Consider the following 16,722-nt stretch of genomic DNA (forward strand, 5'->3'; position numbering starts at 1 on the left):
TTAGGATCTTAACTTTATGAGCTTTATGGAAAACATGACTGACTTTTCTACGCTGACCCCTATGATGCAGCAGTACATGTCCGTAAAAGCCCAACACCCTCATTCGCTAATGTTTTATCGAATGGGAGATTTTTATGAGTTATTTTTTGATGATGCCCACAAAGCAGCAAAATTACTCGGTATTACCCTGACCCATCGTGGTAAAGCCAATGGCAATCCAATCCCGATGGCAGGTGTGCCTTACCATGCAGCTGAAGGTTATTTAGCGCGCTTAGTTAAAAAAGGCGAAACTGTCGTTATCTGTGAACAAATTGGTGAAGTAACGGGTAAAGGACCTGTAGAACGTGGTGTGGTCAGAATCATTACGCCAGGGACACTGACAGATGATGCTTTGCTAAATGCACACCAAAGTTCAAATTTAGTTTCAATTGCGATTCATCAAAATCAAATTGGTATTGCTCTGCTTGATTTAAGTGCAGGTATATTTAAAGTACAACAACAAGAATTTAAAGCTGAACAATTACCTCTTGAGCTTGCTCGACTGATGCCAAGTGAATTGGTGCTGAATGAAGACATTCAAGATCAAGCCTTACTTGAACAGATTAAATCACTTATTGAATGTCCTATCACCAAAAGACCAAACGTGGACTTTAATTTAAATAATGCCCAAAAAACGCTATGTGATCAGTTGGGAGTATCGACACTTTCTGGCTTCGGAATTGATGAACTTCCACTTGCCAAAGTCGCTGCAGCAGCGCTGATTCATTATGCAAAAGAAACGCAAAAAACAGCACTTCCCCACATTCGTTCGATTAAATTAGAACAAAGTAGTGATTTTATTGCACTTGATCCAGTCACTCGACGAAATTTAGAAATCATCGATCCTTTATTTGAACACGGCACTTCACTTTTCAATTTAGTCAATGACTGTCAAACAGCAATGGGCGGGCGCTTATTAGCACGTACCTTAATGCAGCCATTGCGCGATACTGCTTTACTTGATCAGCGTTTAGATGCGATTGAAGTACTACTTAAAGGTTATCATGAAGCACCTGTTCGATTAATTCTAAAAGAAATCAGTGATATTGAACGCGTATTGAGTCGAATTGCTTTAGGCAGTGCTCGTCCACGAGACTTAGTTCAACTTCGCCAAGCCTGTGCGCAAATTCCTTTTTTACGTAATGCCATACAGCCTATTGTTTCTCAAAATCAATCTACACTCATTCAACAACTCAATGATGAACTCGGTGATTTTAATGGTCTGCATTTACGATTAATGAATGCCATTGTTGAAAATCCTCCTGTTTTACTACGCGATGGAAATGTCATTGCTGAAGGTTTTGATAGTGAGCTAGATGAGCTTCGTCAGATCCGAGATCATGCAGGACAATTCCTCATTGATCTTGAAATCAGAGAACGTGAAAATACAGGAATTAATACGCTCAAAATCGGTTATAACCGCGTGAGTGGCTATTATATTGAATTAACCCGTGCTCAAGCAGAGCAAGCTCCTGATTCCTATATTCGCAGACAAACACTGAAAAATGCCGAACGCTATATCACACCTGAGCTAAAATCATTCGAAGATAAAGTTTTATCCAGTGAGTCACGTGCGTTGGCACGTGAAAAGGCATTATTTGAAATGCTTCTCGATGAACTCAGACAAGATATTGGCAATTTACAAATGATGAGTGCTGCAATCGCACAAATTGATTTATTAAGTAATTTTGCTCACCAAGCGCGTTTGTATAGCTGGAATCGTCCAGAATTCAGCCCAGAAATTGGCATCCAAATTCAGGCTGGTCGCCACCCTGTGGTCGAATCGCTGATTAAGACACCTTATACACCTAATGATACTCAGCTCGATTTTAACCATCGTATGTCGATTATCACAGGTCCAAATATGGGCGGTAAATCGACTTTCATGCGACAAACGGCACTGATTAGTTTATTGGCTTATTGTGGCAGTTATGTCCCTGCCAAGGCTGCAAAATTAGGTCCAATTGATCGTATCTTTACCCGTATTGGTTCTGCGGATGACCTATCATCTGGAAAATCGACCTTTATGGTGGAAATGACAGAAACCTCTCAAATCCTTCATCACGCAACCAATCAATCGCTTGTACTGATGGATGAAGTAGGTCGTGGCACAAGTACCTACGATGGACTATCACTTGCTTGGGCATGTGTGCTTGATTTAACTAAACGTATTCAATGCTTGTGCTTATTTGCAACGCATTACTTTGAATTGACTGAACTCAGTAAAGAACCCTGTATTGAAAACTATCATGTGACTGCTAAAGAAATTAATGGTCAGTTGATTTTATTACACAAAGTTCAACATGGACCAGCAAGTCAAAGTCATGGTCTACAAGTGGCTAAACTAGCAGGCATTCCTGAAAGTGTGATTAAAGATGCACAGCATCGTCTCCGTATTTTAGAGAAAGAACAACAGCCTCAAGTCGTTCAAAACGATCTATTCTCAAATTTGCAAGAACCAGAAGTGATAGAGAAAGTCATCGAAGTTGAAAAATCATCACCTGCTCTCGATGCTTTAAAGGATTTAGATCTTGACGATTTAACTCCGCGTCAGGCACTGGAGCAACTTTATCAACTGAAGCAGTTATTAAAAGCTTAATTTCATTACAAAGTTTATTTTGAATTAAAAGCACTGTATTTCATTTTTTGCTTTGAATAGCTTTGGATAATTAACTTTGACCTTTTATTTCAAAGTTCTTATATTTATTAGGCCAATGATCAACTGATCGCTTAGATCATTGGCTTAGGTTTTTCAATCTCATTTTTGAAATACGATCTTAATATCATGCTTTGACAAAATAAGGACCTAATCAGGATTAAGGATTTCAAAGAACATTTTTTGCAAATTAAATCCATTAATCTGCATAGCAACTTAATTCACTAAGAACACGCTTCCAATATATTTATCCGATCAAGCCTATAAATCCCAATCTATCGAATGTTCCATTGAAACCCTGCTCCTCTGTTCTTAGCGTTCATGCATTTCATTCTCTAATCATTTTTACGTACCATCAAACGATAAAGAATTATCATAAGTACGTCTATGAACTGTACTGTAGATGATCTGTATTATCAATTTCACCTCATTTTAGTCACATTTGTATAAATAAAATTGATTTAGCAGGTTCTTCTATATTAAATATCAATAAAAGGAATTGTTAGTTTGTCGCAATTTCCCTAAAATACAGCATTCGATATTAGAACCATATTTTTTAGGTAGCTGACGCCATGACCTTCGTTGTCACTGAAAATTGTATTAAATGTAAGTACCAAGACTGTGTGGAAGTATGTCCTGTTGACTGTTTCTATGAAGGTCCAAACTTTCTTGTCATCAACCCAGATGAATGTATTGACTGTGCTTTGTGTGAACCAGAGTGCCCTGCAAATGCAATTTTCTCCGAAGATGAACTTCCAGAAGGTCAAGAAGTCTTCATTGAACTCAATGCTGAACTTGCTGAAAAATGGCCAAACATCACTCAGATTGGCGATCAACCAGAAGATCGTGAAGAGTGGAACGGTAAACCGAACAAGTTACAACTTTTAGAAAAATAAGTTTTAAAAAGATCAGCTTTAGCTGGTCTTTTTTTATACCGAAATGGTACATTTTTTTGCAATTTATGCCAAATTCATCCTCAAATTTAGACTAAACTAGATGCTTAGTTAAACTCAGTAAATACATATAATGAAACAAATCTTGAAGGGATTCGTAAGTCTCAGTATGATTTCACTGATGCTCATCGGATGTACATCTTCTCCTAAAAAAGGCAAAACAATACTTACGCAGAATGGTCAGCGTATTTATATTCCACAAGAAAAAATATTTTTAGACCGACCTGTAAAACCTAAAATAATGCCTCAATCTTATAGTTCATGGCTTATACAAGGTGATAATCAATCACGTGTACGCGAATATGAAAGATTCCTTGAAAGTCATGATGTAGGCAATATAGTTCCAAGTTTTGAATTACTCAAATCTGCACGAGATTGGCAGAAATGTGGTAAATCAGAGTATATGGTACCTAGCCGTGAAATTTGGGCGAATCAGCTTCCTACCCTAAAAGTATTCAAATACTTAGTTGCGTCAAAAGTACTGACTGAATTTGAAGTGACATCGGTTTATCGAGATTTACCGTTAAATCAATGCGCTGGTGGAGCGAGTTCTTCGCGTCATTTGTATAATTCAGCAATTGATTTCAGAATCGGACCTGAATATCCACAACCAGGCGATTATGCATTTATTGAAAATTCAAAATTCAAATTATGTCAATTTTGGCAAAATCATGGTCAAAGCTTAAATATGGGACTGGGTTTGTATTCTTCTGGTCAAATTCATATTGATACTCAAGGTTATCGTACTTGGGGACCCGATTTAACCCGAAATACCTCTCTTTGCCATTTCTAGATTTAGCTAGAAAAAAGAGGTCTCTAGACCTCTTTTTTTATTTTTAAAATATATCCATCTTAAGATTTATAACTTCATAAAAAGTATATAACTACAGCTCAATAATCATGCAGTAAGTCTTACAAAAATTGCACTCAGAATTTAATCGACTACAATGCACATATCGCAAATCAGGTAATCAACAATGCAACAAACATGGTCAGATATCGATGCTTATATCGAGTCACACTTAATTCCAGAAGATCCCATTTTAACGCAGACTTTAAAAAATACTGCGGACAAAGGTTTTCCTGACCATTTGGCTGTTGCAGCGAATCAAGGTATGTTGCTGCAAATGTTGATTCAAATGAATAAATGCAAGCGTGTTCTTGAGCTCGGAACTTTTGCTGCATATAGCACTATGTGGCTGGCTCGTGCATTACCTGAAGATGGTTATATTCTAACAATCGAAGGTCGTGACACACATGCTGCACTTGGGCAAGAAAACATTGATAATGCTCAACTCCCTCAAAAGATCGAACTTAAAGTAGGTCGTGCAGCTGATATTTTACGTTCACTTCCACAAGATTTTGAACCCTTTGATTTTATTTTCATTGATGCCGACAAACAAAGCTACCCAGAATATCTTGAACTCAGTTTACAATTCTCACATTCAGGCACCATTATTGTTCTAGATAACGTGATCCGTGCAGGTGATATTTTAGATCCGAACAATGTAAAACCAAGCATTGAAGGCATTCGTGAAATGTATCGTTTGATGCAAAATCACCCGCGTTTACTCTCTAGCACTGCCCTACAAACCATTGGTAGCAAAGGCCATGATGGTTTTGCCATTGCGATTGTTAAATAAAAATATATAGCCGTATTAAAGTCATTTATTTTAATCGTAAACAAGCCACTGTCATCAGTGGCTTTTTAATGTAATTTTATTCATATTTTACCATCAAGTTATCCCCGAATACTGTGAGCATATCTGTGGATAAAGTTGTAATAAAATTATAAATATATGTTTTTTATAGATAAATAAAATTAGAACACAAATTAATCAACATGCTCATTTCAAGATTATCCTTCAAAGAAAGAGTTTTCAGTCCAAATTGAAGATTCACTATTCAAGCAATAAAACCATCCAAATGAGCTAAATAATTAGTGCCATTTATAGTTCTATTTTGCCACCAACAATGGCACAGGTGAGTTCCTAAAAATATTCGTCGTAATACTACCAAGGAAGAACTGACGAACTTTACTGCGACTATAGGCCCCCAAAACAATCAATTGAATCTGATGTTCATTTTGATAATCTAAAATATTTTCAGCGACATCACCATAGCGATATTCAACAACGACATTCAAACCTGCGTTATGTAAGAACTCTGTCGGAATTTCCAGTACTTCTGGATGATCTCCCACATAAAGTAAATGACATTGTAATTGTTTCAACAAATCACTTTTAGCGACTCGCTTCATCATATCTTTACAAGTAGGTGAATCTTCATAGGCAAAAATAAAGCGTGTTGGTGGCTTGAAGGTTTCCCCTACTGTCATCACAGTACATTTTGCACCGCGAATAAAGTTTTCAACATTACTACCAATACTTTTTTGCTTTTCAGCCGAGCGCTCACCCACACGACCAATCAAGACAATATCTTGCTCATTTAATACATGAAAACTCTGTTCTAAAAAATCACCTTTCTCTTGGATTTGAGTGGCTTTAATCCCGTATTTTTCTTGAATAAGTTCTGAAATATGCCCTAATAAATTATTACTATAATCTAAAGCTAATTCACTTTGCTTTTGTTCTAGTTCAGCCAGCTCCTTAAGTAACATCGCATTACTTTCAAAACCAATCACCCCACTAATTTCACCAAGGTGATAACTTGCAGGGTAATAATCTAGAACTTGTAGGAGAACCAACTCTCTCTGCGTTTGCTGCGCCACCCAAGCTGCTGCGTCCGCTACAGCATTGATACATGGGGATGAGTCGATACATGCAATTACACGATTCATAGTGCCTCCCTACAACGATACGTCATTTTTGTATTCATTTTAACTTAGCATAAGTTTTCAGCGAATTAAGCTATTTTGTGTAATTCTTTTTAAATCATAATATTAATTTTATATTTTTAAGGTTCAATCTCTTAAACGAATGAACTTCGCAGGATTACCAGCCACGATTTCATTCATATTGACGTCTTTGGTCACCATACTGTTCATACCAATCACAGCATGATCACCAATGCGAACACCATCTTTAACGCCCACATGTGCGCCTAACCATACGTCTTTCCCAATTTCTATCCCTTGCGAACGAACGGGTTGTTTGTAAATAGATTGATCAGCTTGCATACCATGATCAAAAGCATATAGATGACAATAGGCTGCCAATCTGGCTTGATCATGAATTTTGATCCCAACTCGACCACCGTCTAAAATACAGTGATGATTAATGGCGACTTCACTTCCTATTTCTAATGGACCATGCAAAGTACAATCTGCTGCGATAAAAGTATTATCACCAATGATAATTTTTCGACCCGGTTCTGCAAAAATATGCGCTAAGGGTGAAATAAAGCTATTTGTACCAATTTCAACTGTTTCCATATCCATTAAATAGGCTTGATATTCTTTTTGCCATTGATCAGCCCAGCCTCGATTTTTCGGCTTCAAGCTCCAATACAACCATGGCATATAGTTTAAACGATGCTTATGTTGTTCACGGTATTTAAGTAACCGAGTATCCTCTGTTTGAATATTACGATCAGTCATTCACGTGTTCCTCGATCTTTAACTGTTCTCGTCCACGAGTTACATCTTGTATTTTTAATTCTAAGCCTGAAATTTGATGAATTTGTAATTTAGCAGTCACTTCAACGCCTTCACTGGTATAAGCTTCCTGAAATTCAATATTTTGATGCTTTAATTCATATTGAAAAATCGACCACTCATTAAATAGACATTTGAATCGTACTATTTTTTTTTCAATTAATTCGATCTTCTCAGCTTGAATTAAACACTGCCCAGCACAGCCACCATATGCTCGAACTAATCCGCCTGTACCCAGCTTAACCCCACCGTACCAACGATTAACCAGTACGATCACATTGGTCAAATCATTCCCCTCAATCACTGCCAGTATCGGTCTACCCGCAGTTCCTGATGGCTCACCATCATCATTAAATCGAACCGTATGTCCCACTTTCCATGCCCAACATTGATGAGTTGTGGAAATATCTTTGTGTAGCTCTAAAAAATCTTTGGCTGCTTGCTCATTTTCAACGGGAGCTGCGATAGCTTGAAAACGACTTTTTTTGATGTCTTCTTCAAAATAAATTTCATTTTCAAGGGTAAAAGGCATTTTATAAAGTTAAACAATGGAACATATTGACATTATAACTGCTTTGAATCTGGATATTTTAAGATTCAATAAAAAAGCCCAAACAACTGAGGTTTGGGCTTAAATTTTCATAAAAAAGATTAAAGATCGTTAAATTCTAACGTTCACGTAAGGCTTCTTTGGCTTTATTGAATGGTTTTAACAAGTATTCAATAATCGTTTTAGAACCTGTTTTGATGTCTACAGATGACACCATACCCGGTGTAATCGCAAAAGCTTTACCAGCTTTGTTATACAATTTATCTGTATCAGTACGGATATAAACACGATAGTAGAACTGATCTTGTTTTACTTCATCACGTAAGGTATCTGGTGAAATCACAGTAACCTTGCCTTTTAGTCCACCATAAATAGAATAGTCATATGCTGTGATTTTGACTAAAGCCTCTTGACCAGGATGGATAAAAGCAATATCTCGTGGAGAAATACGTGCTTCAATCAATAACTGCTCATCCAGCGGTACGATTGTCATCAATTTACCATTTTGTGGAATTACACCACCCAATGTCATGACATCAATTTCTTTCACTACACCACGAACAGGTGCTTTGAAAATTGTACGATTTAGACTGTCAGACTTACCTAGAACCACTTGTTGTTGTGTTTCAACATCAGTATTGGCTTTAGACAATTCTTCACGCGCCTGAACATAATACTGGTTTCTTACATCATTCATTTGGTTTTGCAAATCATTTGCAGAGCGTTTTAAACGTAGAACCTCAACTTCACTGGCAGCACCTTTAGCAACCAATGGCTCTGTCATACGAAGTTCTTGTTGAACCAATGCAAGTGCTTCTTTCAAACCTGAAATTGACTCTTCCATATTCGCACGACGAGATTGATAAAGCTGAGTCTCTTCCTGAACCAATTTTGGATCTTTTAAAACAGGTTCTGGAAATGCTAAAGCCGTACCATTTACTTCAGCACGTAAACGCGCCACAGTTGCTTGAGATGCTGTTAAAAGCGACGTCGACTCCCCTACATTAGATGCAAAACGTGTCGGATCTAATTGCGCTAAAGTTTGACCTTTTTCGACAATGTCACCTTCTTTCACATCAAGCTTGGTTAAAATACCACCTTCAAGTGACTGAATAACCTGTTCTTTCGATGTCGGGACAACCTTACCTGTACCTTGAGAAACTTCTTCCAATTTGAATAAGCTTGCCCAAATAAGTAGTACCAGTAAGCCAATACCTACGATCCAAATGGTAATACTGACCTTTGGAAGTGGTGGTTCAAGCTGAGAAACTTTCAGTGAACGTTCATTTTTTAATTCTTCGCTCATGATCTAGCCCCCGAATTTGAACCTTGTGCTTGCATATTATTATTTAAAATCTGATCACGTGGTCCATCCATAACGACACGACCTTCGTTCACTACAATGATACGATCCACCAACTCTAAAACTGCACGACGGTGTGTAGCAACAACCATAGTACGGTGACCCAACCAAACTTTCATATGATCAATCAATTGTTTTTCTGAAACATCATCAATGGCAGCTGTTGGTTCATCCAAAAGTAAAATATTTGGCTGACAAATTAACAGTCGAGAAAGCAAAAGAGCTTGACGCTGACCACCAGAGAAACCAACACCACCTTCAAGGATAATATGATCTAAACCTTCTTTCTTTTCTTGAATGAAGTTGATCGCACCTGTAACCGTTAATGCTTTAATTAAATCATTGTCTGTTGCAAGTGGAGCACCCAGTGTTAAGTTTTCACGCACTGTACCAAAAAATAGATGTGCATTTTGGTTCAAAAGACCTACGTCACGACGAACGTCAGACGGATCAAGTAACGTGATATCAATATCATCCAGTTTTACCTTACCTTGAGTAGCGGTCTGCATGCCTGAAAGCAATTGTAAAATTGTAGATTTACCTGCACCGTTACGCCCAAGAATCGCAATCTTTTCACCAGGATTAATCACTAACTTAGGAATAATCACACTTGGTTTAGGGTCATCTTCGCCATATTTAAAGACAACACCGCTTAACTCATATTGACCATTCAGAACTTGACGTTGAATAAGTTGTTGGCGCTCTGGATGATCGACTGGTTTTTTCATCAACTCGTCAAGCCCTTGTTTGGCTGTTTTGGCTTGTTGATAGCGACCGAGTACACCTGTAATTTGCGCAATTGGTGCCAACATACGCGAAGATAAAATTGAACAAGCAACCAACGCACCTGTGGTCATATCGCCTTTCATTACCGCGAAACAACCCACTAAAACTACAATTGCAAATGTCAGACCTTGGAGTTTTTGAGTCCACAAACTCAATACACCTACAATTTTTCGTTGTTTCATGCTTACCGTTGCAGAAACATCATTCATGTGATTCCATTGGTTTTGGAAACGCGATTCAGCACGTAAAAGTTTAATATCTTCAATACCTTGAACAGCTTCGACCAATATCGCATTACGAATCGAAGATTCGCGCATACCCTCTTGTGCAAGTGCAGCAAGCTTCTTCTGAACCAATAATCCAGGAATAATCATCAATGGAACAACCACTAAGATTACCCAGAATAAATTGCCACCAATGAGCCAGAAGATTCCTAGGAATAAGAAGAAGAAAGGTAAATCAGCGAAAGCCGTTATCGTGGTTGAAGTAACCAACTCTCGAACACCTTCAAGCTCACGAACTTGAGAAATAAATGTTCCTGTAGATTTTGAACGTTCACTATTTTTAATTCGGAGTGCATGACCAAAAACTTTGTCTGAAATACGCAAATCAGCACGTTTACCAATCATATCTGACAAAATTAAACGTGAGTATTTGAGCGCAAATTCGAAAATTGCCGCTAGCAACACACCACCTGCTAACACCCACAATGTAGGAATAGATTGGGCTGGAATCACACGGTCATAAACGTTCATGGAGAAAACAATCGTAGCTAAAGCCAAAATATTTGCCAACATTGAGGCAAACATAATATCGATATAGCGTTTCCAGTCTTTTAAAACAATTTCCCAGAACCAACTTTTTTCATAAGGTTTAATATATTCATCAATTCGTGCATCAGGTACTGAGGTTTCAGGACGAAGTACATACACTCGGTCGATCAGCTGGGATAGCATTTCAGCGCTAAATGTTTGCGCTAAACCTTCATCACCACTCAATTGAACACTGACCTTTCCAGTGGCATCAGCTTTATCAATGACACCAACTTGACCGTCCTTAAATCCAACTAAAACGGGCAAACGCCACGGATTTAAGAGATCTGAGGTAAATTCAACTTTACGAAGGTGTAAACCGACTTGGCGAGTCATTAATGCTAAAACATCATCGATACTCTGATTTTGATTCCAATTAAGCTCTAAGCGTATTCTTTCAGCAGAAGTTTCAATACGGTAATGCTTTGCTACAGTCAAAACACCCTGTAACCATGGTTGATAATTTATTCTTGTATTCATGGTTGTATCTCTACCCCTTGAATGGAAAGGTTATTAAGCTGATAGACATCTCGGGATTTACCTGCGGCAGAAACGTACTGCACTAAATTGTCGTATATGTCATAACGTGCGGATTCTATTTGTGTGTTTGCACTATGAATAGCTTGTTCAGCATTTAATAAATCAACTGCTGTACGCGTACTCAATTTATATTGTTCTTGATACAACTCTTTGGTTCTCACTGATGTCGCCTGTTGGGCAACCAATGTTTTCATTTGTCTTTGTTTATTTTCAATTTGTTCTTGAGCTAATCGAATATTATCAATCGTTTGCAAATAAGTTGCATTCACACGAGCTTTAGCAGCCTCTTCAGCATAACTTGCTGAACGCGTTTGCGAAGCTACTGCACCACCTTGATAAAAATTACTGGTAGCTTCAAGCATAATAGAGCTATCCGTTCCATCATCTTTATTATTGTTTGGATTGACACCATTGATGGCTCTATTGACACCACCACGAACACTAATCGTAGGATAACGCGTTAAATTCGTTTGTTTCTTCTCTGAAGCAGCAACATCGACTTGTGCTTTAGCCAGCATCATTGAAGGAATTTTATTAAATTCAGGATCACTATAAATATTTGATCGAGAAATCAAACTTTCAGGAATATCAAATTTGATGCCTGCTATATCAGAACCTAATAGCGTTTTTAAACGCTGTTTATATAAATTCAATTGTGTTTCTTGCACAATTAAATTCGATTGAGCCGCTTCTAAATACGATTGCGCTTGAATTGGATCGGCTTGACTACTAATACCAGCCTTAGCACGCAAATTTGCGATTTCAGCAATACGCGATATACCACGAATCTGCTCCTGCGCAATGCGAGTCACTTCTTCATAGCGTCTAATATTGACAATCGCATTGGCAACTTGAAGTGCGATTTGATCTATAGCAACCAAAACTTCTGCTTGAGAAGCCATTAAACGGGCTTCTTGTGTGGTTACAGCACTTTTAACTTTGCCGAAATCATAAAGCATTTGAGTTGCATTAAGATTGATTAACTGACGACCACGCTGATCACCACTGGTCATATCACCTGTAGAAATTCCAGCACTTAATTGAGGATAGTAACCTGCTTTAGCCACATCAATATTAGCATTTTGAGAAGCAAGTGCAGAAATACTTTGGGAAATTTCAGGATGTCGTGATACTGCAATTTGTACAGCATCAAATAGTGATAACTTAGAACCTGTAATTTTTCTACTTGAAGATCCAATGCCTTGAGAACCACTTGAAATCAAAGGTAAATTTTGAACTTGAGCTGGATCATATTCAAATTTACTCAACTCATTCAGCTGAACTTTACGAAAATCTTCAGAAGATTTAGGTGTAAAAAGGTTCTGAACATTGTCTTTTACAGATTGAAAATTAACTTTGGATTGTTCTGCCTGAGCTTCTAACGAATGTAGACTTAACAAGACCACCGTTAATTTCAACATTCTATGCCGTTTTAAGCTGTTTTTTTCCACATTTTTTCTCATTTTAAATTATTTTGAGATGAGCGTCACATAAGCTGGCTTATTCTACATACTATTATAATATTTCTAAACCCATTATGGCTTTGAAGCCTTATTTTGGTAATTTACAATGTAAACACTTATAAAACAAGATATTTTATAAGTGTTTATCCTGATTTATACCGTAAAATCTTCACCTAAATATACTTTTCTCACGGTTTCATCCGCGAGCACTTCATCTGGTGTTCCTTCAGCAATCACAGCACCTTCGCTAACGATATAGGCATGTTCACAAATCTCCAAGGTTTCACGCACGTTATGATCTGTAATCAGAACCCCAATACCACGATCTTTTAGATTCCGAATAATATCCTTAATATCCCCAACGGAAATCGGATCGACACCAGCAAAAGGTTCATCAAGTAACATAAACTTTGGATCAGCAGCCAGAGCACGTGCTATTTCAGCACGACGACGCTCTCCACCAGAAACACTCATTCCCAGTGAATCTTTAATATGGGTGATTTTAAAATCCTCTAACAACTCTTTTAAACGTTGTTGGCGCTGTTGTTTGTTCAGATCTTTACGCGTTTCCAAGATCGCCATAATATTGTCAGAAATCGTCAGTTTTCTAAAAATAGAGGCTTCTTGAGGTAAATATCCAATCCCTTGACGTGCACGTTCATGCATTGCCAAATCAGAGATATCTAGATCATCGAGATGGATTTCACCTTTATCCATTTGTACCAGTCCAACAACCATATAGAAACTGGTTGTTTTACCTGCACCATTGGGTCCTAATAGACCAACAATTTGACCACTTTGCATCTCAAAAGAGACATCTTTCACCACCCAACGCTTGCTATATACCTTAGCAAGGTGCTTGATCTTCAGTGTTTGCACTTGATTTACTGGAGCTTGCATTAATCGCGCACTCCAGGAGAACCTTTTGAAGCTGATGGTGGAATGATGATTTGAACACGCCCTTTAGAACCTGTTGCACCCGAACCACCTGAAACTTCAATGTCGCCTTTATTCATGCTGTATTTCAATGTATTACCACGGATACTCGCACCATCCTGATATAGATAAGCATTACCAGATAAATTTAAAATACCTGTTTCAGCGTTATATACAATTTTCTGTGCTTCTCCGCGTGCAATACCACGATTGGTTTCAAGTTGCTGTTGAAACTTTGCAGGACTACCTGTTGCAGTAATCGTACTCACTTGTTTATTCGAATTTAAACTAGCCACAATTGATGCAGCATTGATTTTCATCGTTCCTTGCTCAATCACAACATTACCTGTGTAAGTGGTAATTCCCGTTTTATCATTATATGTCGCACGATCTGCCAATAACGAAAGTGGTTGATTACGATCGCTTGGCAATGCATAGGCAAAGACTGACAATGCACTTAATCCCACTCCAAGGACCGTGTTTTTAAAATTAGATAAAATCCAAGAGTGTTGTTTAATTTGGTGCATATTTTCCTCGAATATTAAAGAATTCGTATTGCCCTGTTGTCAAATCCGCTTGTAAACCTTGACTAATAAACTGACCATTTGGCGCATCAACAATCACTTGATTTTTAGTCTCAAGCGTTCGCGAATCTGGATAAGCTGTCAACTCATCCGTATTAAATACAATCTCACCTTGAGGACCAAACTGAGTTGCTTTTACATCTTGTGAAAGGATAACTTTTTTATTGTCATCATAACCCTGTACTTTTTTTGCATAAAAAGTAGAGTCAACCTTCCCAGCATTGTAAATTGATGCATTAAGATTATTCAATTGCGAAGACTGATTTTTCATATCTTGCTGAAGATCATCCACAGTTGCTTTAACATACAAATGACCTTGTTCATTGGTTTGCAATAAATGAACACCCTTCGCCGAATAAGTCATAGACTGCGCTGAAGCCACATCTAATTTATTGCCTTTACCACCGTAGTAGTAGTAACCACCGCTTATTGCAGCAATCAGTACTGCTGTGACATATAAGACTCGAGTATCCATAAATCATCAACTTTATTGAATATGTCACACTAAGACATTAATGCGGTACGGCTGCGTATTTTTCAAGTAATTCTTGATAAACACCTTTAGAGGTTAAAAGCATATCGCAAATTTCACGAACTGCGCCACGACCACCGTATGCTTGAGTAACAAGATCTGCACGACGTCTAACTTCAACATGTCCATTTGGTACAGTGACTTTCATTCCAGCAATTGCAAATGCTGATAAATCAGGCCAGTCATCCCCCATATACAAACAATCTTCAGGTGAAATACCAAACTGCGCGCACGCTTCTTTCAATGCAACGCCTTTATCTTCACGACCTTGGTAAACCAAGTCAACACCGAGATCAGTCATGCGTTTTTCAACAATATTACTCTTACGACCAGTAATAATAATAACTTTAATTCCGGCTTGTTGAACCAACTTCATACCTAAACCATCACGAATATCGAATGATTTAATTTCATCACCAGAATTTGTTAAGGTTACAAATCCATCACTCAAAATACCATCTACATCTAAAACCAAAGCTTCAACATGACGTGCTTGTTCTAACAAAACATATGATGCCATTACTTAATTTACCCCAGCCTGAATTAAATCATGCATACCAATTACACCAATCACTTGATTGATTTCATTCACTACAACAAATTGATTAATCTTTTTCTCATTCATCTGTTCAAGTGCCGCAACCGCTTTCGCATCTTCAGAGATGGTCATTGGACTACGAATCATCACATCAGACACGGCTAAATTGACATCGAAACCTTGTTGTTTATCAATTAGTCGACGCAAGTCACCATCTGTGAAAATACCGAGTAAGACATCATTATCATCGACAATTGTGGTTAAACCTAGACGTTTATTAGAGATTTCGTATAAGACTTTATTCATTGGTGTATCTGGCGAAACTTTAGGTAATTCTTCACCTGTATGCATCAAATGTTTTACATGAAGCAAAAGGCGTTTTCCTAAAGCCCCAGCAGGATGAGACATTGCAAAATCATTTGCTGTAAAACCACGCGCATCTAACAATGCCACTGCCAATGCATCACCTAATGCTAAAGTTGCAGTGGTACTCGAAGTTGGTGCTAATCCCAATGGACATGCTTCTTGAATATTACCCAATGTTAATGCGACATCAGCATTTTGAGGCATTGGTCCTTTATCATCACCTGAGATTGTGATTAAAGGTACACCCAAATGCTTGATCAGTGGCATCAACATCATAATTTCATCACTCTTACCTGAGTTCGAAATTGCAATCAGCACATCACCACGAACAATCATCCCCAAGTCGCCATGACCTGCTTCACCCGGATGCATGAAAAATGAAGGTGTGCCAGTTGAAGCAAAAGTAGCCGCCATCTTACGACCAATATGCCCTGATTTCCCCATACCTGTAATGACTAAACGCCCTCTACATTGCAAAATGATTTCACATGCTTGAGTGAAGCGCTCATCAATTTCACCTGAAAGAACCTCTAATGCTTTCTGTTCAATTGCTAATGTTTCAATCGCAACTTTTTGGAAATCAATTTGATTAGGCATATTTTCTGAATTCAATTTCTTAACCTTTACTCAGAACTGAACGATCTGATGCAAATATATCTGTTTTAGAATTTTATCATATCTGTCGAATTTGAATGATCAAAAACTTATATTTTTCACAAAACTACAGCTTAGATTACAAATACTCAATTTGACTGAGTTATCTCCATGAAAAATTAACGCTTCACTTTAATCATTTAAAATTTTAGGACTTATTTTATTGTGCGCATAAAACCTGCACATAAAAAAAGTCCTCACCGTATGATGAGGACTTTTTCGTATTCTGGAGCGGGAAAGGAGACTCGAACTCCCGACCCCAACCTTGGCAAGGTTATGCTCTACCAACTGAGCTATTCCCGCAATGAGGTGAATTATAGAGAATTCCACCTCA

15 protein-coding genes and 1 tRNA gene are annotated in these 16,722 nt (G+C 37.8%); 4 read left to right on the forward strand and 12 right to left on the reverse strand.

Annotated features, from left to right (window positions below):
• Window positions 1-16 precede the first annotated feature (16 nt).
• The 4 genes from mutS (at window position 17) to AC5YDM_RS12330 (ending at window position 5,291) form a co-directional block, all read left to right on the forward strand.
• Window positions 17-2,638, forward strand: a complete 2,622-nt coding sequence (gene mutS / locus AC5YDM_RS12315) for a DNA mismatch repair protein MutS (RefSeq protein WP_496152382.1) — start codon at window positions 17-19, stop codon at window positions 2,636-2,638.
• A gap of 629 nt (window positions 2,639-3,267) precedes the next feature.
• Window positions 3,268-3,591: a ferredoxin FdxA gene (gene fdxA, locus AC5YDM_RS12320; protein ID WP_496152383.1), complete on the forward strand. Its 324-nt coding sequence runs from the start codon at window positions 3,268-3,270 to the stop codon at window positions 3,589-3,591.
• A 130-nt stretch (window positions 3,592-3,721) separates the two neighbouring features.
• Complete coding sequence (locus tag AC5YDM_RS12325) at window positions 3,722-4,441, forward strand: D-Ala-D-Ala carboxypeptidase family metallohydrolase (protein WP_496152384.1); 720 nt, start codon at window positions 3,722-3,724, stop codon at window positions 4,439-4,441.
• Between the two features lie 184 nt (window positions 4,442-4,625).
• A complete protein-coding gene (locus tag AC5YDM_RS12330) occupies window positions 4,626-5,291 on the forward strand; it encodes an O-methyltransferase (protein WP_496152385.1) in 666 nt (221 codons plus the stop codon).
• A 314-nt stretch (window positions 5,292-5,605) separates the two neighbouring features.
• Here AC5YDM_RS12330 and AC5YDM_RS12335 read toward each other — a convergent pair whose 3' ends face one another.
• The 12 genes from AC5YDM_RS12335 to AC5YDM_RS12390 form a co-directional block, all read right to left on the reverse strand.
• A complete protein-coding gene (locus AC5YDM_RS12335; protein WP_496152386.1) occupies window positions 5,606-6,448 on the reverse strand; it encodes a universal stress protein in 843 nt (280 codons plus the stop codon).
• A gap of 123 nt (window positions 6,449-6,571) precedes the next feature.
• Complete coding sequence (locus AC5YDM_RS12340) at window positions 6,572-7,207, reverse strand: acyltransferase (protein ID WP_496152387.1); 636 nt, start codon at window positions 7,205-7,207, stop codon at window positions 6,572-6,574.
• The gene (locus AC5YDM_RS12345; protein WP_496152388.1) at window positions 7,200-7,796 is read right to left on the reverse strand and encodes an IMPACT family protein; all 597 of its coding nucleotides are present in this window, start codon (window positions 7,794-7,796) and stop codon (window positions 7,200-7,202) included. Before AC5YDM_RS12345 ends, AC5YDM_RS12340 begins: the two co-directional genes overlap by 8 nt.
• A gap of 136 nt (window positions 7,797-7,932) precedes the next feature.
• Window positions 7,933-9,120: an HlyD family type I secretion periplasmic adaptor subunit gene (locus tag AC5YDM_RS12350; protein WP_496152389.1), complete on the reverse strand. Its 1,188-nt coding sequence runs from the start codon at window positions 9,118-9,120 to the stop codon at window positions 7,933-7,935.
• On the reverse strand, window positions 9,117-11,255 hold the full coding sequence (locus AC5YDM_RS12355; RefSeq protein WP_496152390.1) for a type I secretion system permease/ATPase: 2,139 nt from the start codon (window positions 11,253-11,255) through the stop codon (window positions 9,117-9,119). The genes AC5YDM_RS12350 and AC5YDM_RS12355 overlap by 4 nt, the downstream gene beginning before the upstream one ends.
• Complete coding sequence (locus tag AC5YDM_RS12360) at window positions 11,252-12,736, reverse strand: TolC family outer membrane protein (protein WP_496152391.1); 1,485 nt, start codon at window positions 12,734-12,736, stop codon at window positions 11,252-11,254. Before AC5YDM_RS12360 ends, AC5YDM_RS12355 begins: the two co-directional genes overlap by 4 nt.
• A 195-nt stretch (window positions 12,737-12,931) precedes the next feature.
• Window positions 12,932-13,678, reverse strand: a complete 747-nt coding sequence (gene lptB, locus AC5YDM_RS12365) for an LPS export ABC transporter ATP-binding protein (RefSeq protein WP_496152392.1) — start codon at window positions 13,676-13,678, stop codon at window positions 12,932-12,934.
• Window positions 13,678-14,241 (reverse strand): lipopolysaccharide transport periplasmic protein LptA, encoded by a 564-nt coding sequence (lptA, locus tag AC5YDM_RS12370; RefSeq protein ID WP_496152393.1) that lies wholly within the window; start codon window positions 14,239-14,241, stop codon window positions 13,678-13,680. The genes lptB and lptA overlap by 1 nt, the downstream gene beginning before the upstream one ends.
• Window positions 14,228-14,773 (reverse strand): LPS export ABC transporter periplasmic protein LptC, encoded by a 546-nt coding sequence (gene lptC / locus AC5YDM_RS12375; protein WP_496152394.1) that lies wholly within the window; start codon window positions 14,771-14,773, stop codon window positions 14,228-14,230. The genes lptA and lptC overlap by 14 nt, the downstream gene beginning before the upstream one ends.
• 37 nt (window positions 14,774-14,810) lie before the next feature.
• The gene (locus AC5YDM_RS12380; RefSeq protein ID WP_496152395.1) at window positions 14,811-15,350 is read right to left on the reverse strand and encodes a KdsC family phosphatase; all 540 of its coding nucleotides are present in this window, start codon (window positions 15,348-15,350) and stop codon (window positions 14,811-14,813) included.
• Window positions 15,351-15,353: 3 nt separating this feature from the next.
• Window positions 15,354-16,331: a KpsF/GutQ family sugar-phosphate isomerase gene (locus AC5YDM_RS12385; protein ID WP_496152412.1), complete on the reverse strand. Its 978-nt coding sequence runs from the start codon at window positions 16,329-16,331 to the stop codon at window positions 15,354-15,356.
• Between the two features lie 284 nt (window positions 16,332-16,615).
• Window positions 16,616-16,691: transfer RNA gene (locus AC5YDM_RS12390), tRNA-Gly, on the reverse strand.
• Between the last annotated feature and the right edge of the window lie 31 nt (window positions 16,692-16,722).

The organism is Acinetobacter sp. CY81, assembly GCF_059515925.1.